Raw genomic sequence first — 26,562 nt, 5'->3', positions numbered from 1 at the left:
GACTAAGTAGAAAATGGGGGGGTATTTCTGTGTCTAATTATAGATATTCAGATAACGGAATTGCAGTAATAGGAGTAGGTGGAATTTTCCCTGATGCTGCAGATGTAAATCAGTTTTGGAATAATATTCTTAACAAGAAAGTTTCTATAAAAAGAATACCCGATGAAATAATAAATAGTGAAATATTTTTTCGCCCTGAGTTATATGGAAAAGTAGATAAAATGGATAAAACATATACTCATATTGCAGGGCTTATAGATCATCAGGTATATTCAAAATCAAGTTTTAAGCATAAAATTCCTCCAGCTGTTGCGGAACATATGGATAGGAACCAGATGGCAGCAATATATTGTGTTGATCAGGCTCTTGAATCAATGGGAGAAAATGCGCTTCCAAAAGAGCATACCGCAGTTATTCTCGGAAATGGATTACCAGGAATTAAGTATGATCAAATCCTTCAAAGAATTAACTTTCAGGAGATTGAATACTATCTTAAGAATAATTCTCTTGTGCAGGGAAAGTTTTCACCTGATGAATTAAATGAAGTCATCAATAAATTAAAGGATGAATTCCTTAAAGGTACTATACAAATAACTGAGGATAGCTCTCCTGGAGTTTTGCCCAATATTGTTGCAGGCCGATTAACAAATGTCTTTGACTTATGGGGCCCATCATTTACAGTGGATGCAGCATGTGCTTCTTCACTTGCAGCTATTGCATGCGGGGTTGAAGGACTAATAAGCAGGGAATATGATGCAGTAATAGCTGGAGCTGCAGATGTTTCAGTTTTAGCACCTGGATTAAGTCTGTTTTCGGGAATAAATGCGTTGTCACCCGATGGCTCATATCCTTTTGATTCTCGTGCGAATGGATTTGTAATTGGTGCGGGTGCAGGAGTTTTTATATTGAAACGTCTTGGCGATGCCATTCAAAATAAAGATAAAATACTTGCTGTTATTTCTGGGTATGGAAGAGGCAGTGATGGTAAGGGCAAATATATAGCAGCACCTAGTGAAGAGGGTCAAGTAAGAGCTATAGAGATGTCTACTAAAATGGCAGGATACACTGTTGATACAATAGAAATGATTGAAGCACATGGTACGGGAACCCAAGTGGGAGATCCTGCAGAAGTAAATGCTTTGAAAAAGGCATTTAATAACTTAGGGTGCACAAGAAAAGAATTTTGTGGTATAGGTTCAGTAAAATCAAATATAGGGCATTTGCGCTCTGCTGCAGGAGTACCTGGTGTTTTAAAGGCAGTACTAGCCTTGAATAGTAAGATACTACCTCCTACTGCAAATGTGCAGGAAGTAAATCCAAAGCTGAAGCTTGAAGGCTCTCCTTTCTATGTACTAAGAGATAAGAAACAATGGGAGGCAAACAGCAAGTATCCAAGAAGGGCAAGTGTAAGTGCTTTTGGATTTGGAGGTGCAGACTATCACCTTTCCCTTGAAGAGTATAGAGAAGAATTTGTAAGTAAATCCTATAACATTCCTTATTCAATTCAGAAAAGAGACGAGAGTATTGCCACAACCACAATTAATAGGGAAGATGCAATTGTACAAGAGGCTGTTTTATTTTCAGCAGATACAATAGATTTACTAAAAAATGAATATGAAAAATTTGTTTCTATATTAGAAGCAGATATAGAAAAGGGCTTCAGTAAGCTGGTTTTCAATAATAACTCTAATGTTAGCTATGGCAAAAATTTAAGACTTTCACTAATGGCAAGTAATATTTCTGAACTCAAAAAGAGATGGGATACCTTTATAAAATTATATGAAAGTGACCGCATTGGTAATAAAGAAGAATTGCTTCTAGCTGGAATAAGCTTTGGAACAGGTAAAGAGATAAATCCTGAAAATATTGCAATATTATTTCCTGGACAAGCATCCCAATATGCTAACATGGAAAAGGACTTATACAATAGTTTTCCTGCATTCAAATCTGTATATGACAGTTTTGATGCAATATGGCAGTCCAATTATAAAGATACTGTTTCTTCAATGGTATTTGGAGATGATATAGAAAAGATTGATAATACAATTAAGGAGACACAAAACACACATCCTGCAATTTTTATCAGCAGCTATTGTATGTATAAGCTATTTAAAGATATGGGCTTAGAAGCTGGATATATGGTGGGTCATAGTCTCGGTGAGATAAGTGCTTTAGCTGCAAGTGGTATGATTTCCTTCAGGGATGCTGCAACTCTTGTTGGTAAAAGAGGTTATTCTTTTGCTTCAATTCCAGAAGACAAGCGCGGTAAAATGGTTAGTATAAAAGGTTCACAGGATGAAGTTAAAAGTCTGCTCGAAAAATCAGGGCTTGAAATCTTTATTGCCAATATAAATTCACCTACTCAGACTGCAGTTGGCGGTGATGCAGAAGAAGTTAAAAAGCTTGTAGAATTGTTAAGCAATGAAAAGATAACACACACTGTACTAAAGGTATCTCATGCTTTCCACTCACCTTTAATAAACAGTGCTGCAGACAGCTTCTATAATGAAATTAAGGATATTAAATTTAAGACCGGTAATGCAAAGGTTATTGCAAATCATTTGGTGGATTATTATCCAGCAAATAGTGATACAGCGAAGATACCACAGCTGCTAAAGGAACAAATAACTAATCCAGTAAGGTTTGTTGAATCAATAAATAAGCTTTATGAGGATGGTGTGAGGCTATTTGTAGAAATAGGGCCAGGTACAGTTCTTAGCAATCTTACAAAGGATATATTGTCTGGGAAGGATATAAAAGTTATTACTACAAATTTAAAAAAGAAGAATGACCTAGAGTGCTTGAACAGGGCTATTGGTGAATTATTTGCTGCTGGTGTACATATTCAGGTTCTATCGCCAATTGACAGAATATCTCAAGCGCAAAACTCACAGGTATTTAGTAAAGCTGTTAGTGAACCAATTTCGGAAAATATAAATAATATAGAAGCTAAGACAGCTAGCGTAGCTTATAGTGTACCAGATAAATCAGTGTATACTGCACCAGAAAATTTAGTACCTTCTAAAAGGTTGGTTTATAGTGGTGTTTCAATTGGATTGCCAGGTACATATAAAAAGATTTTTAGTGATGATAACTTTGATTTGCTTTTTGAGGGCAGAAATTTAATTGAAAGATTAACAGATGACGAGCGCTTGAGTATGGCAGAACTCAATATTACTAGACTTGTTAAAAGCGAGCAAGGTTCTGAGTTCAAGACACTATCTTCAATAAATGAAGTTATAGCTTTGGCAGGTAAAATCGGAAACATAGATATGGATGAATATTTGGTGGATGCCGATATTCAAAAGCAAATGACAAAGACAGTATGTATAGCTGTCGCTGCAGGATACGAAGCATTAGCTGATGCTGGAATACCTTTGGTGAAAGAATCAAAGGTAACTTCAAATGGCTCTATCCTTGAAGGCCGATATTTATTGCCTGAAGAAATGAGAGAGAGCACAGGAATAATATTTGCTAATGGTTTTCCTATGATTGAGCCTTTCATTCAAGAGGTATCCAAATTTATTGCATATAAATTCGGGAAAAAATCCAGACAGGAAATGATTGATTTCTATGGGCAAATAATTAATCATACCAGTGACTATAATGTTAAGAAGCAATTATCTGATTGGTTTACTCTGAATTACTCAAGGCTTAGTGATTGTTCTGGAGAAGAGGATATATATAGCTTTAATTCAGACTTTATGAGCCAAGTTGCATCACAGGCAAACAATCGTTTAGCTCAGTTTATTGGTGCATCAGGGCCAAACTTCCAGATAAACGCTGCATGCTCGTCTACAGCATATGCAATATCGTTGGCTGAGGATATGATTCGTGCTGGACGTGCTGAAAGAATGATAATTATAGGAGCAGACAATGCGTCTTCAAAGGAAAGTCTTAAGTGGCTTGGTGGTGGATTCCTGTCTGCAGGTGCGGCAACTACTTCTGAGGATCTTTATAGTGCAGCAGTACCTTTCGATAATAGACGTAATGGTATGATAATTGGTGCTGGCGCTGTAGGTCTTGTGATAGAAAAAGAAGAACTGGTAGAGGCTCGAGGAATGGCTGGAATATGCCGTATTGTGGGTACTCATGCATTCAATATGGCTGGACATCAGACAAAGATTGATGCTGCAAAATTCAGTGAAGAGTTGGAGCGGTTTATTACAAAAATGGAGAAGGAAAATGGATTTAGCAGAGATGAGATAGCGCCAAATACCGTTTATTTCTCACACGAAACATATACACCTAAAAAGGGTGGTTGCTCACAGACCGAAAAGATTTCTCTGGAAAAAGTATTTGGAAGTAAATTTAAGGATATTCTTATATGCAATACGAAAGGTATGACAGGACATACAATGGGAGGTTCTATTGAAGAGGCTGTTGCAGCTAAGTCTCTACAATACCAGAAGGTTCCTCCAATAGTAAATTATTTGGTTCCAGATCCCGAATTAGCTGGACTTAAGCTTTCAAAGGGAGGCAATTACCAGTTTAAGTATACTCTCAGATGTATAGCAGGTTTTGGAGGACAGGGGAATTACAATTTACTAGAGAGAATAGCTGTTGGTGAAAACCGAATTATTAATGCTTCTAAATATGAAGAATGGCTTAGAACGATTGCGACATCAGCTGATGCAGTTTTATCAAAGGATGGTCGCTTGTTGGTGCTTAAGTCACAAAAGAGCATAGAGTCTTCTAGCGAAAGAGTTTTGGCAGAAGGCTTGGGAGCAATTGACCAAGTAAACACTATAAATATACATAAAAATAATTTTGAACAGGATTCTGATATCGTTGATAAGGCTGACAAGAGTACTGTGATTAGTTCAAAAATACTAGACAAAAAAAGTGTTATTGATAGTATTTTAGATATTTTTTCAGAGGTTACAAAGTATCCTAAGGATATGCTTGATCTAGATATGGAAATGGAAGCTGATCTTGGAATAGATACAGTTAAACAGGCTACTATTTTTGCAATGGTATGGGAGAAATTTGGAATTGAAAGAGATGAAGGAAATAGTATTTCAAATTATCCAACAATAGGTCACATTATTGATCTAGCGTACTCAAAGTTGCAAAATGTATCTGCTCATACTGTGACTGAGTCTTTTGAGCAGCAATCAAGTGCAATTGACAAATCAAATAATGTTCCCAAAAGTGATGCTTATTCTGGAAGTATATATTCAAAGGATAAAGTTCGAGATGAAGTATTAGCAGTTATTTCTGAGATATCAAAATATCCAACAGACATGCTTGAATTAGATATGGAAATGGAAGCTGACTTGGGAATTGATACAGTAAAACAGGCAACAATCATATCAATTCTTTGGGAGAAGTTTGCTCTACGTAGGGAGGATGGAGAAAATGTTACCAATTATCCAACAATAGGTCAGGTTGTTGAACTTATATATTCCAAGCTGCCAAGACAATTTGATAATACAGAGAAAACAAAGGAGCATACATTTCAAGCAGATTCAGATACTATAAATAATACTAGCAGCACTTCAAAGAGTAATTTAGAAGCAGAAGTCCTATTGACTATTTCTGAAATATCGAAATATCCTACTGATATGCTTGATGTCAGTATGGAAATGGAAGCTGATTTGGGGATTGATACAGTAAAACAAGCAACCATTATTTCAAATTTATCTGAAAAGTATGATATTAAAAGAGAAGAATGGCCACAGGTATCGGGGCTGCTTAAGATTAAAGATATCATAAATACTTTGGAGAAGATATTAAATAAAAGATTATCGAAAGATATACCACAAGCAGTTGCTTATGAGGAAGCGGCAGCAACTGTTATACAAGAAGTAAGTACTAATATTGATGAAGTTGTTCTTAAAATAGTAGCAAAGCATACCGCATACCCTACGGAAATGATTACTCCTGATATTGAAATAAAACAGGATTTAGACCTTGACGATAAAAAGTTACTAGAAATAGTAACAGATATTAATAAGAGTCTTAATCTTAATGTTTTAAATAAGGCCAGTATAGATGGTATAAATAGCGTTAAAGAACTTATTGATTATTTTTATAATGTAGCTTCAAATGAAAAAAAAGTGGAATCTGCTGACTCTGACGAAGAAAAAAATTCTTCTCAGCTTATTTGGCAGGTCCCAGTACTAATTGAACAGGAACTTCCTGAAAGGGATATTGATATTAGTTCCAAAAATGTGTGTATTATTGGAGATAATGAGAGTTTCGTAACTAAGCTTGCTAATAGTCTCAAAGAGAAGGCTAATGATATATTTACATTAGTATTTGAGAAGCAAATGTCAGAGGATGATTTAGAGAAGGTTGTGAAAGAGTATATAGCCAAACCTATAGATATAATTATTGATTGCTCACATTTAGGTGATGATATTAGTTTTCACAGCTTGAGCCTGGCAGAACAAAAAGAAATTTTACAGCTGAGTGCAAAGGCTAGATTTATATTCTATAGGGAAGCAGCTCAGCAAATAAAATTTTTAGCTGTCAGAATATTATGTGCAGTATCAATTGATGGAGGAATGGGTTACTTAGATAATGCTTATAAAATCATAGATCCATCTTTTGGTGCTATAACAGGCTTTTATAAAGGGCTGAATAGAGAATGGATTAATTGCACAATCAAAATAGTTGATTTTGAAAGAGAACTTATAAATTCTACAGATGAAATGGCAACATGTATAATAAATGAAATTGAGACAGCTGGATTTGACTATGAAATTGCCTATAACTCTAATAAGAGAATGGTTGTAAGAATAGGCGAGCTTAATGAGAATCAACTATTATCAACAGAAATAATCGATAATAGACATTTTTTAATAACAGGCGGAGCATTAGGTATAACAGCGGAAATAACTAAAGAGCTTACAAAGAAATATAAAGGATGTTTTACAATACTAGGCAGAACAGAACTGCCAAGTGATATAGATGAATTAGCTAGGTTAGATGAACAGCAATTATTCAAAAAGAAGACTGAAATACAAGAAAAGCTGGCTAAAAAACATAAAAGGGTTACACCTATACTTATTCAGACTGAATTTGAAAAACTGACAAAAGCTATAGAGATTCATAATATGCTAAAAACACTTAAAGTATCAGGTAATAGTATTATTTATATTAGCTGTGATGTAGGAAACGAAAAGTCTGTAAAGAAAGCAGTTGACAAAGCTGTTAAGAAGCATGGTGCGGTTAATTGCTTAATTCATGGAGCAGGTATTGATAGAAGCCACTTTATTAGACAGAAATCTACTAAAGAGTTTGAGGAAGTATTTGATACAAAAGTATTAGGCGCCTGCAATTTACTAAAATTCTGTGACTCGGAGGAATTAAAAGAGGTTGTACTATTTTCCTCCATATCAGGTCGGTTTGGTAATGAAGCACAGCTTGATTATTGCGCTGCAAACAGTTTCTTAAATGTTTTAGCAAAATCATTAAAAACAAGAAAACCGGATATTAAGACAGTGAGTATTGTTTGGTCTGGCTGGAAGGATATTGGAATAGCAGCAAGAAATGAATACCTTAAGCAAAATGCTTCAAAGCTAGGAATAAAGCTTATTAATACAAAGGCTGGCGTAGATGGCTTTATTAAATTATTAGAAAGTAAAATGGAACTTTGTGAAGTTATTCTCAGCGAAGGTCTTGAAAACTTGACCGATTCACGATTGTTCATTAATGAGTTAGAAAATGCAGTTCTGATTGACAGAGTTGAGAAAAGAGGAAATGTTATAACTAAAGCCTATAAGACCTTCTCTGTAAGAAAGGATGCATTGATTGATCAACATAGACTTAGAAATGTTCCGCTATTGCCTGCTGCTTGCATTATGGAACTTTGTACTGAGTACTTTGCTCTGCAGGCCGGTAAACAGGATAACTATTGCTTGCGTAATTTGGAATTTATAAATCCATTTAAGCTTTTCCATGACAAGGACAGGGAATTATTTATTGATGGACAGCCTGACAATGATGGTTGGAAGATATCAGTACATTCCTTCTTTAAGCCACAAAAGATTGGTAAAGAGACTTTGATAACTCATGGGGGAATGTTTGTATCAGGCAAGGTTGAGAATTATGAGGACATGTATCCATTAAATTGGGAATGGGTTAAAAATAATGAATTTAGTATTACTAGCAAGCTTGACCTAAAGGATATTTTGCTGGATAGTGCGGGGAATCAGATTTTAAACCTTGGACCATTATACTGGAGGATGGCTGAAACTGAGGAATTAAGGAAAATAGATAATTTCCTTCATAGCGATAAAGGGGTTATTTTCCCAGAGTTGTTCCCAACAGAACAAATCTATGAAAAGAATTATCCTCTTGACAAGCTGCTTATAAATCCATGTTTTATAGATGCGATGTATCAAGGGGCTGCTCAGGATTGTGTTACAAAGAAAAATAACATATATTTGCCATGGAAGGTTGAGGAGTTTGGTATTCTTAAGGTTCCAAAGCAGGATGGTTTCTTCAGGGTTTTTGCAGAAGCTGTAGCTGAGGATGAAGAGTACCGTACCTATCGTATAGCAATATTAGATGATAAGGATGAACTTTGCAGCTATGCTAGAAATGCAACCTTCAGACTCATAAACCAGTAAATATAAATTAAAAAGGCAATACCCTCCTTGTGATATAGAGATAAAAAAAGAAAGAAGTATGAAAAGGATAGCATAAAGTGTAATTAATATACAAGTTAAGTACAGAGGGATGATAAAGCATAGAGGGTATTGCCTTATTAACTCAAACTTTGCAGTTGATAAAATGTTTAAAGCCTAGTAATAAATTATGGCAGAAATATTAATGAAAAGCTAATTAATAATGATTTTTATTTACTGAATAAAGCTATTGGTAAAATCGAAAATAGCTTATTTTCATTCGTAAGTTGGGTTAAAGATAAGTACCATATATAGTTCTGATTCTACTGAGGGAATATGATGGAACAGGAAATGGTTATAAAAGAATTAAATAGTTTCTTGCAAAATACGGCTAACAGATATGAGTTTAGTTATGAAGTCATAAATCTTAGAAGCTTTATGAGAAATGTATTCGGCAAGGATGAAAATGTATGGGGAATATTTTCAGAGGTTGAAAGGTCTATTATCAATAAATATGAAAACCCAAAAAAACGCATACAATGGATGGCTGGCAGATATGCAGGTAAAATGGCTATAAAAAAATTAATGTTAAAAACTGATAGTAGTGAAATAGCTAATATTGATGTAACAAAAGTAAGCATTAAAAATGGGGCAAATTCTGCACCATTTATTGAGGGATATCCACATTTAAATATATCAATTTCCCATTCCTATCCATATTGCGTGGCTTTAGTATCAAAGAATAAGATTGGAGTGGATATTGAAAAAACAATGACCATAGTTCAACCAATGCTGAAGTTTTATTACACGACAAATGAAATTAATGAGATTAATAAATTAAGCAATAACAATGATAATAATGAGGCTGATTTCCTTGCTACACTGTATTGGACTAGAAAAGAAGCTATATCAAAGCTTCAAAAGGTAGGAATGAACTTGGATTTTAGAAAAATTGATACAGTTAATGATATTACTATATTACAAGGGCTGTCTATTGATAAAGTAAGGACTGTATCAATTCAGAATAAACATTGCTCGCTATCACTTGCATTTGAGGAGAGAGTTATATGAATGAACTAAGTTCACGTTATGTTGATACTATTGCTATAAATAGAATAATTGATACTAAACTTTCAAAAGTAAGTCATAATCCTAATCAAAGTCTGTTTAAATTTATAGAAGGTAATGCCTTTGAAGATATAGATAATATAAATAGCGAAAACCTAGAGGTAAAATATTTTAGAGATGACAATTTTGAAAAACTTATATTTAAATCGCCTATATGTACAGCCTACAGTGAGAATGATTATGTTAGTGTTATAGTGTATGATACCACAGATGCCATTGGGAATGTTGTTTTTGTACATGGTTTATATGAGGATAATTTAAGTATTTACCAATTTTTAATTACGATGCTTAATAAGATGGGGCTAAATGTTTATGTAATGATGTTACCATATCACTATGACAGGTTGCCTGAACAGAGTGCTTTTAGCGGAGAATATTTTTGGAGTGCAGATGTAGCTAGATCTCAATGGGCAATAAAGCAGGCAGTATATGATTTGTATGCAACCTATAATATAGTTAAAGATAAAAGCAGCTTACCCATATGTATAACTGGATTTAGTATGGGAGGTTGTATTTCATTGCTTTTAGCATCAGTTCGCAAAGATATAGACAATTTGTTTGTTATTAATTCTGTAAGTATATTATCAAAATTAACTTGGGAAAGCAAACTTCTTGTAAACATAAAAAATGAGTTGTGTAACTATGGATACTGTCTTGAGGATATACAAAGGGCTATGGTTGATTTTGAACCCTTAAGCAGACAAAACAATTATTTGTTTGAAAAAAGTATTGCACTTGGATATGGACTTTACGATCAGATTATTCTTCAAGAGGATTATCAGTATCTCATAAGTAATATGAAATTTAACCAAGTATATGAGTATAGTGCTGGGCATTTGAATATATTAAGAGTGCCAAAGCTTGCTAATGATATATTAAAAACTTTTAGTCATATTGAAAAATAGAAATTTGATTAATTTGTGCACCAGTATAAGTAATAAGCAGTTTGTTTTTAAACTAAGTTAAAAATAAATTAGCATAACAAGTTAATTTAAATATTAAAATGGAAGCTACACTTGTAGCTTCCATTTTAATGAACATTAAGAATAAAAGGTGAGTATTTGTTTTATTCCTAATGTTACGCAGCATTATTTCAGTTAATCCAAAATAACTCCTGATATTTCGATAATGCTGAATATACTTCATTCCCGACAAACTTAATATAACAAAATGTAACAAAAATGTCAAACATGAAACTAAAAATGATAAAAAAGGATTCGAGGATTGGTTGTTGTAAAATGTGATGATATATATTAAAATGAAAAGTGTCGATATTTGTCAATATAGGGTAATGTGTATAAAATAACCTATAGTACATTATACATAATTAATTTGAAAGCAGAAGGAGAATTTTATTATGAATAATGAAATCAAAGTTAAAGTTATGGATGGATATGACATAAACCGAGTAAATAAAGTGAATATAGGTATAACTTGGTGTGTTGTAATGGCCATGATAATTCAGACTTTCATAACTGAACCAATTAATATTGCTATATCTAATGCCATAAACGCAATGCCAGTTGCAATATTTGCAACTGTATTATATTTTATACCCATCAAAAGATTTATAAAATCATTACTTTTTGGCTTAATTCCTGTTACAGCAATTACAGCACTTTTTGCACTAAATGGTTTTGCTCTTGATTTTCATTATGTATACTGCCTTTCTGCAGTTATGATTGCATTATATTTTAATAGCAAGCTTGTAATTATTTTTGGAATAGTAGTAGATATTGCGATGTTATTTTTGTATTTTACAAATCATGCAAATTTTTTAGGTTCGAATGATAGTATAGCGACTATTGTTTGTATTTTTATTTCTTATAATGCTATCACTGTGGCTTTATATTTCCTGACTAAGTGGGGTAACGGTTTAATTGATGCAAGCAATTCAAAAAGAGAGGAAGCTGATTTGCTTCTAAAAAAAATTCAAGAATCTTTTGTACAAATTGATAAAGGAACAGATATATTAAATGAAAATATAAATTCAGTAAATAATAATTTAAAAGCAACAACACAGTCAAGTTCAAAAGTAATAAATGCAATGAATGAAATGTCTTTAGCTATAACGGATGAGGCATCTAGTATTTATGAGACTAATGAAAAAATGAGTGATTCAATTGCATTGGTCAATGAAACTAGAGAATATGCAACAATTCTTTCCGAAAAGTCTAACAGCATGGAGCAGATGGTCATTGAAGGTAATACAAAAATAAATGAAATCAGCAAACAAAATAGTATTATTAGTAGTTCTGTCGGCTCTGCACTGACAACTGTTACAGAACTTCAGCAAAGCATGAAGGAAGTAAATGAAGCCTTAAATGAGATTTCTGAAATTACAGAACAAATCAATTTACTTTCATTAAATGCGGCAATCGAAGCAGCAAGAGCAGGTGAATATGGAAGAGGTTTTGCTGTAGTATCGGAGGAGGTACGAAAACTTGCAGATAAGAGTAGGGGAACCGCAGATAAAATTAGTACTATTGTATCAGATGTAACTTCAAAATCAATGGAAACCTTACAAATGGTATCCCTAGGAGATAATTCTGTAAAACAGGGTGAGAAAATGTTGCAAGATGTTAATGAATACTTTGAACAAATGAAGAGTGCAATAATTGATACAAATAAATTTATTTTGAAGAGTATTCAAGGAACAAACCAGGTGGCTGAAAAATTTATTGATATTCAGAAACGTGTTGAAAATGTTGCCAGTATATCAGAAGAGAATTCGGCCTCAATTGAGGAAGTATTGTCTACAGTAGAAGAAGAAAATAATGAGATAATTGAAATATCAAAATCGATGGAGAATATCAGCCATTTGAGTGCGGAACTAAAGAAAATGATAGTTTAAAAGGTATATGAATCCCTAAAGAGAATAATCAACACAATTTAATAAATGGCATAAGTCAATTACATTTCAAAACAGTTACATTAATTAAGAGAATGTTTTATGCTTTGTGAGGCTTGGTTTACGTAATTGACTTTGCCTAGATTATGTTTTAATATGATAACATTATTTACATATGTATAGTACTGCTTAAAATTGCGGTGTCAAAAGCCTTCTTGACATTGGGAAATATCTGGGAGTGCTTTTTCTCTTTCCAAGCAGCTGTATCCAAATATCTAAATCTGTGTTTTCTAGATAGTCATTTACGATAATATCATTGTTTTCAAAATCTGATAGCGTAATGATAATTTGCTTTATATCATCTAAGTATTCCTTAGCTTTAAAGTCAATTACAATACGATTGATTGATTCAGATATTCTATCTTCAATATACCAAAAATTATTGGCTATACTTTTAAAAAGCTCATATACCTTATCTTCAGTTAAATTAAAAGCATTAGGATGTTTTAATAAAAACAATCTAGTATTTTCAACCACACCTGCAATTTTACTTTCATCAACTACTTTTCCTTCTACCCAGTGAAATTGATGCAGAACCTCAAGCTTACTATTTAAAACAAATTTAAGGCCCATTTTCCATAGTCGATAGCAAACCTCAATATCTTCAAGACCCCAAGCTTTTAGTTCTTCATCAAAGCCTTTTACCTTTTGAAGCCATACTTTAGGAGCAACTAAATTACAACTCTGACCATACATAAAAGGATATTTTATGGCAGATGCATTAAAAGATAATTCGCTAAGTATATCACATCTGAATTCATGAAGCTCTTTGCGTTCTTTGCTAAAATAAAATTCTTCAAAAACGCTGCCATCCTGAACAGCTTCAATTGGAATATCATGTGGCAGCATTATCCTAAGACCAGCAATTACGAGGTCTTTATCCTTTGAATAGCATCGATCCACTTCCTGAAGATAATCTTTTTTTATAATAATGTCAGCATCTATAAAGATAATGAATTCACCTTCTGCAGCATTTGTTCCGAAATTTCTTGCTCTTGAGCGACATGAAGAATCATCTCTTTCAATGTAAATATATTTCAATTCATAATTTTTATTTATTCCTTTTATATATTCTCCGGTATTGTCATCTGAACCATCATCCACAACAATAACTTCGAAGTCTTCTTTCTTAAAACCTTCCAGCAAGTTTATAGCAGCCAAAGAATTTCTAAGTTGAAATTTATTGTTATATGTAGGAATTACAAAACTATATTTTTTCGTTTTAAAAACCCCCTTATGTAATACTAAATGGTTCTACCTAGTATTATTTATTTAGAATTAAAAAATAGTTCTAATTCAAAAATCACTTTTCTCAATATATCACTTTCTATATTCTTTAACTCCTTCGTATTTTGAATTATATCTTCTACCTTAGCTTTTTGCTTTGGGTTTAAGTCGCTAACAGTGGGATAATATATATTTGCATTACCAAATGCTCTAAGGCTTTTTAGAAGTTTTATTCTTATAACTTCACATTGCTGCACCACCTTCATATACTCTTCATGAAGAGCAACAATTTCACCTTCAAGATTGTATCTGGAAATTACATATCCAATCCTGTCATAAATACATTTTTTATGTTCTGCAAGTAAATGGATTGCCCTATAATCCGATGTGATTTTACCTTGTAAGAGGTCTTCCATACTTTGAATAAAAACATCATATACCTTAAATCCATATTCAACCCGATCTTCATTAAACTCAAAGGAGTATAACCTTACTTTTTCGCCAATGGAGGATGCGTAGTTTTTTAAATCTTTCATAAACTTCTCATGGTTAAATGGGTATTCTGCATCAAATTTTTTAGGGCGCATTAATTGTATAGCAGACCACTCAGTCCAAGGTGCTGAGTTTTTGTAATGTATTTTACCATTTTCATAGGCTTCCTTGAATTGAACATAATCAAAGGTTATCTCTTGAAATATATTCTGATTGAAGCCAATAGCTTTAAGTTGTTTTTCTTTGTTGTCATATCCATATATTAAAGATGGGTGGATGAAGTGGATTTTATTATAAGCCCATTTATTAGGGAGATAGTTTTCATCAACATTGATTATAAGATAATATCCCATATTTATATTTTCAATAATATAATCAATGATATTATCTACATGTTTAAGCAAAGGAAAGCCTAAACAAATCATTTCAACAATTTCGCTGCTGCAATCATATGGTTCAAAAAAGTTAAATTCAAAACGTCCATTATCATTTTTATAGGAAAATATCTGCACAAAATTAGAATAATACCAAGGCTTATACTTTTCGAAAGCAAGAACCATACAAAGGGGCAGACTTCTATGCAGATATGTGGTAATATCTTTTTGCAGTACTACTTTTAACTCCATTGATTGAGGATAATTTTCTGAATAATATAAAGAAGGTGTATCTTTATAATATTCAATTTGTTCTTTTTGTTGAGGGAGATCATTTTCGTTAATTTTTGTTTCAGAAATAGTGTAATCCATAGTATTTTCACTCCTATTAGATTATTTATTAAAATAACACTTAATTGACGCATATAACTCGAATACTCAAAAACTATTAGCAAGAACAGACATCGCTAGTAATGCATTTTCGTAAAATCAGCAAGTTTAGCAAGGATGTAATAATCGATGTTGTTCTTCGGAAAATAACCTTTTCTATATAGAACAATTTTCTAAAAGACTGCATACTGAAAAATATTAAAGCTGTAGTTATTAAAAAATTGTTCAACTAATTATCACTAATATTATTTGAAGGCATTTCCTCAAATTTATATGCTGATTTGAGTTGAATTTATAAATTTATTAACATATTCTACTATATTAAATAAGTTTAATTTTATGTCACTATGCGATTTATAGTAAATAATGTCGTATTGAATGTTAGTTTAAGTAAGAATATGTAATATGTATAATATTATATAATATTTTTAATTACACGTATATACTAGTATTCAATAATTTAGAAAACAAGACATAAAAAATCAGCCTAACCTATTATATAGAAGAAATAGATTAGAACTGACTGAATAATTAGCTTATAAATAATTATGTGGAGATTAAGATACTTAAATTAATATTTTTCTGTTTTTTAGCTCTCTTTCGACTAAAATTGCAGTGAGTATTTGTTCTGCTACAATGTCTTTAGACATTAATTGTAGTGGGATTTCCTTATCCTCAGTTATAATTGTTACCACATTTGTATCAGTATTAAAGCCGGCACCGGGCTCTTTAAGGCTGTTTGCTACAATCATATCAATCTTCTTTTTAAAAAGTTTAGTTCTAGAATTTTCAATAAGGTTCTGAGTTTCCATAGAAAATCCGCAGATATACTGATTATCTCTTCTGATTTCTCCTATTTTTTTAAGAATGTCAGGAGTTCTTTTTAATTTAATATTTGCATCAGAATCTGATTTTTTAATTTTCTCCGTGCTTACACTAACTGGACAATAGTCTGCAACTGCTGCCGCTTTTATAACAATATCCTGCTCATCCAGCCTTTCAATAACGGCATTATACATATCTTCGGCACTAATAACATCTACAACCTTAACACGTGCTGGAGCTTTAAGGCAGGTTTTACCTGATACTAATGTAACATCAGCACCTCGCAGCATTGCTATCTTGGCAAGAGCATATCCCATTTTGCCAGAGGAGTGATTTGTAATGAAGCGAACAGGATCTATCGCTTCTTGTGTTGGGCCAGCGGTTATTAAAACCTTTAGCCCCTGCATATCTTTCTCATATGCTATTTCTGATAAAATATAGTCTATAATAACATCTTCACTTTGCATTTTCCCTGTGCCAATATCACCACAAGCCAGCATACCAGTAACTGGCGGAATAATAATAAAACCATAATTTTCTAGTCTTTTGATATTACTTTGCACAATTTCATTCTGAAACATATTGGTATTCATCGCGGGTGCTATAATTTTTTTGCAAGTACATGCTAATGCAGTTGTAGTTAGCATATCATCAGCTAATCCATTTGCCAGCTTGGCTATTATATTTGCAGAAGCAGGTGCAATAAGCATTAAATCAGCTTTTTTAGCAAGTGAAACATGTTCTACATTATATTGAAAATTTCTATCAAAGGTATCAATAAGACATTTATTATTTGTTAGAGTTTCAAAGGTAATAGGATTAATAAAGTTAGTTGAGTTTTCAGTCATTATTACATGTACATCACAATGAAGTTTTTTTAAAAGGCTAGCAACATTTGCCATCTTGTATGCAGCGATACTACCTGTAATACCCAAAACAATGGTCTTGTCTTTTAACATTATTTATCATTCCTTTTAATTAATAGTAAATAGTATGGAATAAGCTGAATTATAGCAGACTTTGTGCAAACAGTAAAGAATATTGACAAATTTTATCAAAATATCTATTGATTAGTGTCGTAGTTTCTAATAAACTAAAATTATTAATACTATTTTATATTATTTAGAATAAAAGTATATAATAGTAAACTAATGTTTAATTTGACTGCTTCTTAATATCATAATAATTATGATATAGAAAGCAGACATGGATTTATTTGCTTAAGTATATAACAAAAAATTACAAGGAGCTGCAAATATGGATATTATTTTAGCCATTGATATAGGGAATACCACTGTAGTTATAGGTTGTATTGTGAATGGTAAGGTAATTTTTTCAGGTAGAGTAGAAACAAATAGTGAATATAAATGTGATGATTATGCTACATATATCAAAAATATTTTTGCAAAAGCTAATATTGACACTAATGAAATAAAAGGCAGTATTATATCATCTGTAGTGCCCCAACTTACTAATACATTGAAAAAGGCTGTTGCAATAGTTACTAATACCATTCCATTGATTGCAGGAACAGGGCTTAAACATAATTTAAACATTATGGTACAGAATCCTGAACAGCTTGGAAGTGACCGTGTGGTGGATGCTATAGCAGCAATACATTATTATAGCAAACCCGTTATTATTTTTGATATGGGTACAGCGACAACAGTATCAGTAGTGGATGATAATAATAATTTTAGAGGCGGCTTAATTATGCTAGGAGTGAAAAGTGCATTAGATGCCCTTTCCAGTAAAACAGCACAGCTTCCAGTTATAAATCTTGAAGGATGCGGAAACATTATAGGAAAAAACACTGTTGAATGTATGCAAAGTGGAAGTATTTACGGGCATGCAGCAATGATTGATGGAATAATTCATAAGCTAAAAAAACATGTTGGAAAACATCCAACAGTTATTGCAACAGGAGGTTTGGCAAGACTGGTTATTCCCTATTGTGATGAAAAAATTATATATGATGAGTACCTCTTATTAAAGGGGCTGTATTTACTATATACAAAAAACTGTGATTAACTAAAAAACAATGTTACAAAAACATGATGTTGTTTGAGAAAACAAACTTAACACGGTTTTATTATAGTGATGGTGGGAGTAGACTTCAAAACAAAACTATTTTTAGATATATTTCTGATATAAATGCGATAGTAATTGAATAATGAAAAATTCAAAAATACTTTACATTAAATTACAGAGGTGTTATATTAACCTCTATGGATAGTATTTTTATAACGAGGCAATATTTCCTGCTACTTTATGAATGGTAAGCTCTGATATGATATTTCGGCAGTTAGAATATTATCAGCCTCGCTTATACGCCGTTGATTAATGAAATACTTTTATATTCGAAAAATTTCATTATGATTCTAGGCGTTATGAAAACTATATCATGATTTATTTTATTTTTGATATGGCGGCTCGTATCCTATTAGGAATGAGACCTCAAGAGTTATCACTCCTCTGAATTATAAGCAAAAAGCTTAAAAGGCTAAAGCTATGAAATCAGGGAGGTGGTACTATGAAAATTGGATTTATTGGCGCAGGAAAAGTGGGATTTTCTCTTGGTAAATATTTTTGTGAGCATGGATTAAATGTCATTGGATATTTCAGCAGAAGTCCTCAATCTGCATTACAGGCAGCAGAATTTACAGGTACTTTGTGTTTTAATGACATTGAAGGTATTGTAGAGGCAAGTGATACTCTTTTTCTTACTGTTCCCGACGGGGCAATTAAGGAACTATGGGATTACATTGATAAGCTGTCCATAAAAAATAAAATAATTTGCCACTGTAGTGGTTCGTTATCATCATCAATTTTTTCTAATATTGATAACCATCATGCATATGGTTATTCTATCCATCCTCTTTTGGGTATCAGCGACAAGCTGAATTCATATGAGCAGCTTTCTCATGCTTTTTTTACAATTGAAGGTTCACAAGGTCGATTAAATGAAATGCAAGCTATGCTAATTAACTTAGGGAATTCTGTGCAAATCATATCACCAGAGAATAAGGCTGTTTATCACAGTGCGGCGGTATTTGCCAGTAATTTGATGGTTGCATTAGCACAGGCAAGTATTGATTTGCTAAAAGGTTGTGGGTTTAATGAGAAAAATGCAAGCCTTGCTCTAAATACCTTAATGCTTGAAAATATGAAAAATATAGTACGCCAAGGTACGACACAGGCTTTGACGGGTCCTATTGAGAGGTGTGACATAGAAACTGTTAAACGTCATTTAGCTTGTCTAAATGGAGAGGATAGAAAGATATATATTTTGCTTTCAAGTAAATTAATTGAAATTGCAAAAAGAAAAAAACCAGATTGCAGTTATAGTGAATTGGAAAATATGATTGGAGATATGATAAAAAATGAGTAATACAGTGCTTACATTTAAAGAATATAAGCTTAATAATAAAAAAATTTCTATGCTTACAGCATATGATTATTCAATGGCAAAGCTAATGGATGAAGCAGGGGTTAATGCCATATTAGTGGGTGATTCATTAGGTATGGTGGTTCTAGGATATGAGGATACACTTCACGTTACTATGGAGGATATGATTCATCACACAAGAGCTGTAGCCAGAGGAGCAAAAAATACTTTGATAATAAGTGATATGCCGTTTATGTCATATCAGACTTCAGTTTATGATGCTGTATTTAATGCAGGACGGCTTGTTAAGGAAGGGCATGCTAATGCTGTTAAACTAGAAGGAGGAAGTGTTGTTTGCCCTCAGATTAAGGCAATTGTTGACGCTTCAATACCTGTAATGGGGCATATTGGTTTAACTCCTCAATCTATTAATGCTTTTGGAGGCTTTAAGGTTCAGGGGAAAAGTGAGGAAGCAGCACGTCAGCTGATAGATTCTGCTAAGGCAATTGAGCAGGCAGGAGCCTTTGCAATAACTCTTGAATGTATTCCAGCCAAGCTTGCAGAACTAATATCAAAAAGTATTTCCATTCCTACTATCGGAATAGGTGCAGGAAGTGGCTGTGATGGACAGGTGTTAGTTTATCAGGATATGCTGAGTATGTTTTCGGACTTGACACCAAAATTCGCAAAAAGCTATGCAGATATTGGGGCACAAATGAAAGCTGCTTTTCGTAAATATATTGAAGAGGTTCAAAGTGGGATTTTTCCTGCGGATGAGCATTGTTTCAAAATTGAGGATGCTGTTATTGAAAAGTTATATGGGGGTAATTAGTAATGAATATTGTTCATACAGTGCAGGAAGTACGACAAATAGTTAAGGCGTGGAGGAAGGAAGGCTTAAGCATTGGTTTTGTGCCCACTATGGGATATTTGCATGAGGGACATCAAAGTTTAATTCAGCGTGCAGTCCTAGAAAATGACCGTGTTGTTGTTAGCATATTTGTAAATCCCATGCAGTTCGGGCCTCAAGAGGATTTAGAAAGCTATCCTCGGGACTTAGAGCATGATGCAGCTATATGTGAAGAAACAGGTGCTCATTTAATATTTCACCCAGAGCCAGAAGAGATGTATCTGCCTGACTTTTGCAGCTTTGTTGATATGAATGGTCTTACCAAGGGGTTATGCGGTAAGAGCCGCCCCGTTCATTTTCGTGGGGTTTGTACAGTAGTAAATAAGTTATTCAACATTGTTGGTGCTGACCGGGCATACTTTGGTGAAAAGGATGCACAACAGCTGGCTGTTATAAGACGTATGGTGCGTGATCTAAATATGGATATTGAAATTGTGGGCTGTCCCATTATAAGAGAAGAGGATGGCTTAGCTAAAAGTTCAAGAAATACTTATTTAAATGAGTTAGAACGTAAGGCAGCGTTAATATTACACAAATCTCTTACAATTGGAAAGAGATTACTTGAAAGCGGAGAAAGAGATGCAAACACCATTATCAGCTGCATAACAGAAAAAATAAATACTGAACCACTTGCTAAAATAGATTATGTGGATGTGGTTGATGCTCTATCTCTAGAAAAGGTTGATAAAATAGAACGTTCAGTATTGGTGGCTATTGCAGTATATATTGGGAAAACGAGACTAATTGATAATTTTAGTTTTGAAGTGTAAGGAGAGTTTGTATGTTTATTAATATGCTTAAAGGTAAAATTCATAGGGCAACAGTTGTGCAGGCTGAACTTTCTTATGTGGGGAGTATTACGGTTGATGCAGATTTGTTAGATGCTGCAGGCATTTGTGAGTATGAGAAAGTTCATGTTGTAGATATAGATAATGGGAACCGTCTTGAAACCTACACTATTGCAGGCGAAAGAGGCTCAGGAATGATTTGTCTTAATGGTGCTGCAGCCCGATGTGTGCATGTAGGAGATAAGGTTATTATAATGGCATACTGCTTGTTAGATGCCCAAGAAGCGAAAAATCACAAGCCTTCTGTGGTTTTTGTTGACGAGAAGAATAGAATTAGCAAGGTCACTCAGTATGAGAAGCATGGGGAGTTAGGGTAGTAGTATATAAACAGAAATTGTAAAGTTTATGATTAAAGCAGATTGAAGTCCTACTTATATAACCTATCAAATAATTAGAGTTATAATCACAAGGATAACTCTGAAGGGGGATTTTCAAGTGAGTGAAAGCAATTCACTAATTAAACTTGGAATAGTTGGCTGTGGGGAACATAGTCATGAGCATTTCAAAGCAGCTATAGAAGTCCAAGGTGTTAAAATTATAGCTTGTTGTGACATTCAGGATGTAAGAGCGCGGTCTTGCGCAGAGCAATATGGTTGTGACAGGTATTACACTGTACTTGAAGAAATGCTTGAGGAAGAAAAATTAGATGGAGTAATTTTATGTACATGGCCCATACAGCATCTACAACAAATTGAATTATGTTTAAAAAAAGGTATTAAAAATATACTATGCGAGAAATCTCTTACGCTGTCTTCGAAAGAAGCCACTGCAATTGGTAAGTTAGTTCAACAAAATGATGCGTTTTTAATGGAAGGCTGTAAATACCTTCATCATCCTGCCATCCATAAGTTAGAACGCATTTTATCATATGGAGATATCGGTAAAATTGATAGCATCCGTGCAACTTTTAGTAATTATGAGCCTGAAGAAGCTGCGGATAATAAGGAAGACTGGCGATATTGTAAGGATTGTGGTGGTGGAGTTGCATATGACTGGATGAGTTATCTTGTAAATGCATGCAATCATTTTAGCGGGAGTTCACCAAAACGTGTTTTTGCAAGTGGTACTCAAAGTAAGCAATACGAAGTTTTTACTAGAATATTTGGTATGATTGAGTACGAGAATGGTGTTGTTGCCTTTATAGAAAGCAGCAAGGAGGCAAATTTCAGCGAGGAACTACAGATTACATGTACAAATGGTATCTTACGTTTGCCCATAGCTTGGGGTATTTTTGGTGAGACTAAAATTACTCAGACACATCGTAAGCCAGACTGGGACTACATATTGACTGATAGTTATGAGATTGAAGAGTCAAATGCCTTTGCACTTCAGCTAAAAAATTTTACTGCTGTTATACAAGGACTAGAGCAGCCTAGATTACCATTACACCAATCTATTCAAAATGTACGGCTTATTGAAGCAATGGTTACCAGTTGCTTAGAGGGTCGAATTATTGAATTTTAGGTATATCATATAAAAACAATAACGAGGTAATAATGTACACACGAAAAGAACAATTCATGTTAAAAGCCTTAAATCAAGCAAATCTAGCATATAGAAAAGGAGAAACACCAGTAGGTGCAATTATTGTGAAGGACGGGAAGATAATAGCTAGAGGTCACAATCTAAAGGAAACCAAGAACGATGTTACCTCACATGCGGAAATAGAAGCAATTCGAAAAGCTGCAAAAAAGCTGGGAACATGGAGGCTAGATGGCTGTGAAATGTATGTGACTTTAGAGCCTTGTCCTATGTGCGCAGGAGCAATAATTCAATCTAGGATAAGTACACTTTTTATTGGTGCAATGGATAAACGAGCCGGAGCAGCAGGGTCAGTAGTGGACCTGTTTCGAGTACAGCAATTTAATCATAGAGTAGACGTTGTGCTAGGATTGCTTTTTGAGGAATGTGGGGAGATATTAAAGAGTTTTTTCGAAAAGGTTAGAAGTGAGAATATGAAATAATATTCTCACTTATGATTATGTAAGCTTAAAATGGGTAAATATAATACTAATTCACACTTGGTAGTATTTTTTATTGACTAAATACTGCAATGGCAGAATACAAACTCTTAGTTTGGAAGTTCTAAATATATTATGAGGTTATGTGAATTAATTTTGAGTACTTCAACAATATAGATAGTATAACTTATAATAATTTAACAAGGTTGGTTAAGACATATGATACAAAGAAATATAATAAAAACAGAACAGGCTATGTATGCAATTAAAAATGGGGAATTTGATACAAAAATGATAACCTCAAAGAGCAAAGTAATTGTAATTCTTACGCAAGATTGGTGTCCTCAGTGGATAGATATGAAAAACTGGGTATATACACTTAAACTTGAAGAGGATATTGAAATATACGAGTTTGAATATAATAAGACAGAATATTTTAATGAATTTATGTCTTTTAAAGAAAGCTATTGGAATAACTATTACGTACCTTACCTTAGGTTTTATAAAGAAGGTATTTTGGCTAAAGAAACAAATTATATAGATAAAAGTAAGTTTATGGACATAGTAAAGAATTTGTAATGTAGTGCAAAAAACATGAAAAACAAACAGCAAATAGGGTAGAAATCGTTTGTGGACTGTTATTGACGCTATATTATTTAGATGCTATAATAACTTTAACCTACAGCAATTGCAAGATTTTTGAATTTTTACTGTGTTTAGTGAAAATATTTTTATAATAAATTAGATGTACAAGTAAATAAGTTAACAAGTCAAAAATCTACTTGTTAATATAAGTCGATGACGGAATCAAGATGTATTTGTATCATTTTAGAGAGCCAGCGGTTGGTGGAAGCTGGTATGGTAGATACATGAATAACTCATTCCTGAGAACTAATATCAAAAGATACAGATGTATTCAGTAGGTATTGGCGTTGGCTACGTTATAGCTTAGAACACAGATGCGCGTCTGATTGTTCACTGAGTATACAATTTGGGCAAATTGTATTAAATCAGGGTGGTACCACGATGGAGTAGTTCCCTCGTCCCTGCATATTGCAGAGCCGAGGGTTTTTTATTACCCAAAATGGGAGTAACGATTATTAATATTAAAAGATTTACAATGTAAAATCTATGAAAATTAGGGAAAGCAAAAAGAAATTTGAAACTTAACTCAATGTAACTTCCTAAATAGATTTTTACTAAAAAAAAGATTATAACAGCTATTATTGAAAGTTGATTAATAAATTAGCAGACTAAACATTGGAAAAGGAGGCGTTTGAAATGAAGTTGACAGGTGCACAAGTTATGGTAAAGTCTTTAGAACTAGAAGGTATAAGTACACTATTTGGTTATCCGGGTGCAGCAATCAGTCCATTTTATGATGCCTTACTGGATTCGACACTTACACATATTCTTACAAGGAATGAACAAGGAGCTGCTCATGCAGCAAGCGGGTATTCTCGTGTAACAGGCAAAGTGGGTGTATGTGTATCAACTTCTGGCCCTGGAGCCACTAACTTAATTACAGGAATTGCAACAGCATATTCCGATTCCATTCCTTTAGTTGCAATTACGGGACAGGTGCAGTCGGATCTGATTGGAAGAGATGTTTTTCAGGAGGCAGATATAACAGGTGCCACGGAACCTTTTTGTAAGCATAATTATCTTGTGAAAGATGTAAGAGAACTTCCTAGAATAATAAAGGAGGCTTTTCACATTGCAGCTACAGGAAGACCCGGCCCCGTTGTAATAGACGTACCTATTGATATTCAGACACAAGAGATTGATTTTAAATACCCAAAAGAAATTGAAATCAGAGGATATAAGCCTAACTATAAGGGACACCCTCAACAGATTAAAAAGATTGCTGAAGCCATATCGATTGCAAAATCGCCATTAATTTGTGCTGGAGGCGGAGTTATTACAGCAAAGGCTTCTGACTTATTAACAAAGTTTGCTGAGAAATGTGGTATTCCTGTAGTTACAACACTAATGGGCATTGGAACAATCCCTGGTGACCATTCACTTAACTTAGGAATGTTAGGTTCACATGGAGTATATTGTGCAAATTATGCAGTAAATAATACAGACTTACTAATTCTTATTGGTGCAAGAGTTGGAGACAGGGCGCTAGGTACAACCGGAAAAATTGCTCAAAAGGCAAAAATAATCCATATAGATATTGACCCTGCTGAAATTGGGAAAAATGTCAGCACATCTATTCCAGTAGTTGGTGATGTAAGGCTGGTATTAGAGGACTTATTGGAAATAGTTAAAGGGGGAGATACCAAGCAGTGGCTAAGCATGGTATTAGAAACAAAGCAGACTAGGAAAAAGACTATAGATATACAGACGAAAAATGTAAATCCAAGGCTGGTTATAGACAGCCTTTCACAAAAGCTTTCAGCTGATGCCATAATGACCACAGAGGTTGGTCAAAACCAGATATGGGCTGCTAACAGCTTTATAGCTAGAAAAGCTGGGGCTTTTATCACCTCTGGAGGACTTGGAACAATGGGATATGGATTACCAGCAGCCATTGGAGTTAAGAAAGGAAAGCCTGAAAGCACAGTAGTTGTAGTAGCTGGTGATGGTAGTTTCCAAATGTCTATGCCTGAGTTAGGTACTATAAAACAGGAAGGTTTAGCTATCAAAATAATTATTTTTAACAACTCCAGACTTGGTATGGTACGTGAATTGCAAAAGAATAGACATAATGGAAGGTATTCGCAGGTATATTTGGACAGCAATCCAGACTTTGTGAAACTTGCAGAGGCATACGGCTTTAGTGCAGAAAGAATAACAGATAATTCGCAGGTGGATTCTGCATTAGATAGACTTTTAGCTGATGACAAAACCTATATACTTGAATGTATTGTTGATCCAGAAGAAGCTACAGTATAAGCATGTATGAGAAATTTATATAAATTAATTTGTTTGAGTTAACTTAGTAAATGGTGAGGGGAGGAAATATAATGGCAAAACATACATTATCAGTATTAGTTGAAAATCGCTCAGGAGTACTATCACGAGTGTCAGGTTTGTTCAGCAGAAGAGGCTTTAATATTGACAGCTTGGCAGTTGGAGTTACTGAAGACCCTGAGGTGTCTAGAATGACAATTGTTGTAGATGGTGATGACTATACTGTTGAACAGGTGAACAAGCAATTAAATAAGCTGATTGATGTTATAAAAATTAGAACATTGGAACCATCAGAGTCTGTAAGCCGTGAACTTGCTCTTATAAAAGTAAATGCTACACCGGCAAATAGAACAGAGATAATGCAAATTGTTGAAATATTTAGAGCAAAAATAGTTGATGTTTCAAAAAATACTTTAACTGTTGAGGCATCAGGTACTAATGAAAAGGTAACAGCTCTAGAGGATATGCTGAGGCAATTTGGAATAAAAGAAATAGTTAGAACTGGTACTATAGCCATAGAGAGAGGAAATAAATACATCAAGGCAGGAAACAACGAAGAATAGTAAAGTATTACTGCATTCATATTATTTAATTCAATTGTAATTTT

The 26,562-nt window shown here is 33.6% G+C and carries 17 protein-coding genes and 1 other annotated feature; of the genes, 14 read left to right on the top strand and 3 right to left on the bottom strand.

Annotated features, from left to right (window positions below; all coding sequences use genetic code 11):
- Positions 1 to 29: 29 nt before the first annotated feature.
- The 4 genes from EHE19_RS18900 to EHE19_RS18885 all read left to right on the top strand — a co-directional run bounded on the left by EHE19_RS18900 (position 30) and on the right by EHE19_RS18885 (position 12,561).
- The gene (locus tag EHE19_RS18900) at positions 30 to 8,582 is read left to right on the top strand and encodes a type I polyketide synthase (RefSeq protein ID WP_137698779.1); all 8,553 of its coding nucleotides are present in this window, start codon (positions 30 to 32) and stop codon (positions 8,580 to 8,582) included.
- Between the two features lie 336 nt (positions 8,583 to 8,918).
- A complete protein-coding gene (locus EHE19_RS18895; RefSeq protein WP_171003632.1) occupies positions 8,919 to 9,650 on the top strand; it encodes a 4'-phosphopantetheinyl transferase family protein in 732 nt (243 codons plus the stop codon).
- A complete protein-coding gene (locus tag EHE19_RS18890) occupies positions 9,647 to 10,612 on the top strand; it encodes an alpha/beta fold hydrolase (RefSeq protein ID WP_137698781.1) in 966 nt (321 codons plus the stop codon). The genes EHE19_RS18895 and EHE19_RS18890 overlap by 4 nt, the downstream gene beginning before the upstream one ends.
- A 452-nt stretch (positions 10,613 to 11,064) precedes the next feature.
- On the top strand, positions 11,065 to 12,561 hold the full coding sequence (locus tag EHE19_RS18885) for a methyl-accepting chemotaxis protein (RefSeq protein WP_137698782.1): 1,497 nt from the start codon (positions 11,065 to 11,067) through the stop codon (positions 12,559 to 12,561).
- Between the two features lie 186 nt (positions 12,562 to 12,747).
- On the opposite strand, the gene EHE19_RS18880 is transcribed toward EHE19_RS18885, so the two are convergent.
- From EHE19_RS18880 to coaBC, 3 genes are all read right to left on the bottom strand, one after another.
- Positions 12,748 to 13,818 (bottom strand): glycosyltransferase family 2 protein, encoded by a 1,071-nt coding sequence (locus EHE19_RS18880; RefSeq protein WP_137698783.1) that lies wholly within the window; start codon positions 13,816 to 13,818, stop codon positions 12,748 to 12,750.
- Between the two features lie 68 nt (positions 13,819 to 13,886).
- Positions 13,887 to 15,083: a hypothetical protein gene (locus EHE19_RS18875; protein WP_137698784.1), complete on the bottom strand. Its 1,197-nt coding sequence runs from the start codon at positions 15,081 to 15,083 to the stop codon at positions 13,887 to 13,889.
- 584 nt (positions 15,084 to 15,667) lie between these two features.
- Positions 15,668 to 16,885 carry a bifunctional phosphopantothenoylcysteine decarboxylase/phosphopantothenate--cysteine ligase CoaBC gene (coaBC, locus tag EHE19_RS18870; protein WP_137698785.1) on the bottom strand — a complete coding sequence of 406 codons (1,218 nt, stop codon included), beginning with the start codon at positions 16,883 to 16,885 and terminating at the stop codon, positions 15,668 to 15,670.
- A gap of 298 nt (positions 16,886 to 17,183) precedes the next feature.
- Between coaBC and EHE19_RS18865 the strand changes: the two genes are divergently transcribed.
- The 10 genes from EHE19_RS18865 (at position 17,184) to ilvN (ending at position 26,518) form a co-directional block, all read left to right on the top strand.
- Positions 17,184 to 17,957: a type III pantothenate kinase gene (locus EHE19_RS18865; protein ID WP_342343332.1), complete on the top strand. Its 774-nt coding sequence runs from the start codon at positions 17,184 to 17,186 to the stop codon at positions 17,955 to 17,957.
- Between the two features lie 502 nt (positions 17,958 to 18,459).
- Positions 18,460 to 19,317 (top strand): Rossmann-like and DUF2520 domain-containing protein, encoded by an 858-nt coding sequence (locus tag EHE19_RS18860; RefSeq protein ID WP_137698786.1) that lies wholly within the window; start codon positions 18,460 to 18,462, stop codon positions 19,315 to 19,317.
- Positions 19,310 to 20,146, top strand: coding sequence for a 3-methyl-2-oxobutanoate hydroxymethyltransferase (gene panB, locus EHE19_RS18855; RefSeq protein ID WP_137698787.1), 837 nt, complete (start codon positions 19,310 to 19,312; stop codon positions 20,144 to 20,146). Before EHE19_RS18860 ends, panB begins: the two co-directional genes overlap by 8 nt.
- Before the next feature lie 2 nt (positions 20,147 to 20,148).
- Complete coding sequence (gene panC, locus EHE19_RS18850; protein ID WP_137698788.1) at positions 20,149 to 20,994, top strand: pantoate--beta-alanine ligase; 846 nt, start codon at positions 20,149 to 20,151, stop codon at positions 20,992 to 20,994.
- An 11-nt stretch (positions 20,995 to 21,005) separates the two neighbouring features.
- Positions 21,006 to 21,389 carry an aspartate 1-decarboxylase gene (gene panD, locus EHE19_RS18845; protein ID WP_137698789.1) on the top strand — a complete coding sequence of 128 codons (384 nt, stop codon included), beginning with the start codon at positions 21,006 to 21,008 and terminating at the stop codon, positions 21,387 to 21,389.
- A 118-nt stretch (positions 21,390 to 21,507) separates the two neighbouring features.
- Entirely contained in the window at positions 21,508 to 22,536 is a 1,029-nt protein-coding gene (locus EHE19_RS18840; protein WP_171003633.1) for a Gfo/Idh/MocA family protein, read from the top strand.
- A 32-nt stretch (positions 22,537 to 22,568) separates the two neighbouring features.
- Positions 22,569 to 23,036 carry a tRNA adenosine(34) deaminase TadA gene (tadA, locus tag EHE19_RS18835; protein ID WP_137698791.1) on the top strand — a complete coding sequence of 156 codons (468 nt, stop codon included), beginning with the start codon at positions 22,569 to 22,571 and terminating at the stop codon, positions 23,034 to 23,036.
- A gap of 216 nt (positions 23,037 to 23,252) precedes the next feature.
- Positions 23,253 to 23,612 carry a hypothetical protein gene (locus EHE19_RS18830; RefSeq protein WP_137698792.1) on the top strand — a complete coding sequence of 120 codons (360 nt, stop codon included), beginning with the start codon at positions 23,253 to 23,255 and terminating at the stop codon, positions 23,610 to 23,612.
- A 210-nt stretch (positions 23,613 to 23,822) separates the two neighbouring features.
- Positions 23,823 to 24,084 (top strand) — a binding site (T-box leader).
- A 230-nt stretch (positions 24,085 to 24,314) separates the two neighbouring features.
- The gene (gene ilvB, locus EHE19_RS18825) at positions 24,315 to 25,937 is read left to right on the top strand and encodes a biosynthetic-type acetolactate synthase large subunit (protein WP_137698793.1); all 1,623 of its coding nucleotides are present in this window, start codon (positions 24,315 to 24,317) and stop codon (positions 25,935 to 25,937) included.
- Positions 25,938 to 26,008: 71 nt separating this feature from the next.
- Positions 26,009 to 26,518: an acetolactate synthase small subunit gene (gene ilvN / locus EHE19_RS18820; RefSeq protein WP_137698794.1), complete on the top strand. Its 510-nt coding sequence runs from the start codon at positions 26,009 to 26,011 to the stop codon at positions 26,516 to 26,518.
- Positions 26,519 to 26,562: the final 44 nt, after the last annotated feature.

The sequence above is a fragment of the Ruminiclostridium herbifermentans genome (assembly GCF_005473905.2).
Taxonomy (GTDB): Bacteria; Bacillota; Clostridia; order Acetivibrionales; family DSM-1351; genus Ruminiclostridium; species Ruminiclostridium herbifermentans.
The sequence above is the reverse complement of the archived record's forward strand: the minus strand, read 5'-3'. Positions and strand labels throughout refer to the sequence as shown.

Coding starts and splice junctions, on each gene's coding strand:
- ilvB (WP_137698793.1), top strand. CDS start 24,315: ATGAAGTTGACAGGTGCACAAGTTATGGTAAAGTCTTTAGAACTAGAA.
- EHE19_RS18895 (WP_171003632.1), top strand. CDS start 8,919: ATGGAACAGGAAATGGTTATAAAAGAATTAAATAGTTTCTTGCAAAAT.
- panB (WP_137698787.1), top strand. CDS start 19,310: ATGAGTAATACAGTGCTTACATTTAAAGAATATAAGCTTAATAATAAA.
- EHE19_RS18875 (WP_137698784.1), bottom strand. CDS start 15,083: ATGGATTACACTATTTCTGAAACAAAAATTAACGAAAATGATCTCCCT.
- EHE19_RS18890 (WP_137698781.1), top strand. CDS start 9,647: ATGAATGAACTAAGTTCACGTTATGTTGATACTATTGCTATAAATAGA.
- panD (WP_137698789.1), top strand. CDS start 21,006: ATGTTTATTAATATGCTTAAAGGTAAAATTCATAGGGCAACAGTTGTG.
- ilvN (WP_137698794.1), top strand. CDS start 26,009: ATGGCAAAACATACATTATCAGTATTAGTTGAAAATCGCTCAGGAGTA.
- EHE19_RS18830 (WP_137698792.1), top strand. CDS start 23,253: ATGATACAAAGAAATATAATAAAAACAGAACAGGCTATGTATGCAATT.
- EHE19_RS18860 (WP_137698786.1), top strand. CDS start 18,460: ATGAAAATTGGATTTATTGGCGCAGGAAAAGTGGGATTTTCTCTTGGT.
- panC (WP_137698788.1), top strand. CDS start 20,149: ATGAATATTGTTCATACAGTGCAGGAAGTACGACAAATAGTTAAGGCG.
- EHE19_RS18865 (WP_342343332.1), top strand. CDS start 17,184: ATGGATATTATTTTAGCCATTGATATAGGGAATACCACTGTAGTTATA.
- tadA (WP_137698791.1), top strand. CDS start 22,569: ATGTACACACGAAAAGAACAATTCATGTTAAAAGCCTTAAATCAAGCA.
- EHE19_RS18885 (WP_137698782.1), top strand. CDS start 11,065: ATGAATAATGAAATCAAAGTTAAAGTTATGGATGGATATGACATAAAC.
- coaBC (WP_137698785.1), bottom strand. CDS start 16,885: ATGTTAAAAGACAAGACCATTGTTTTGGGTATTACAGGTAGTATCGCT.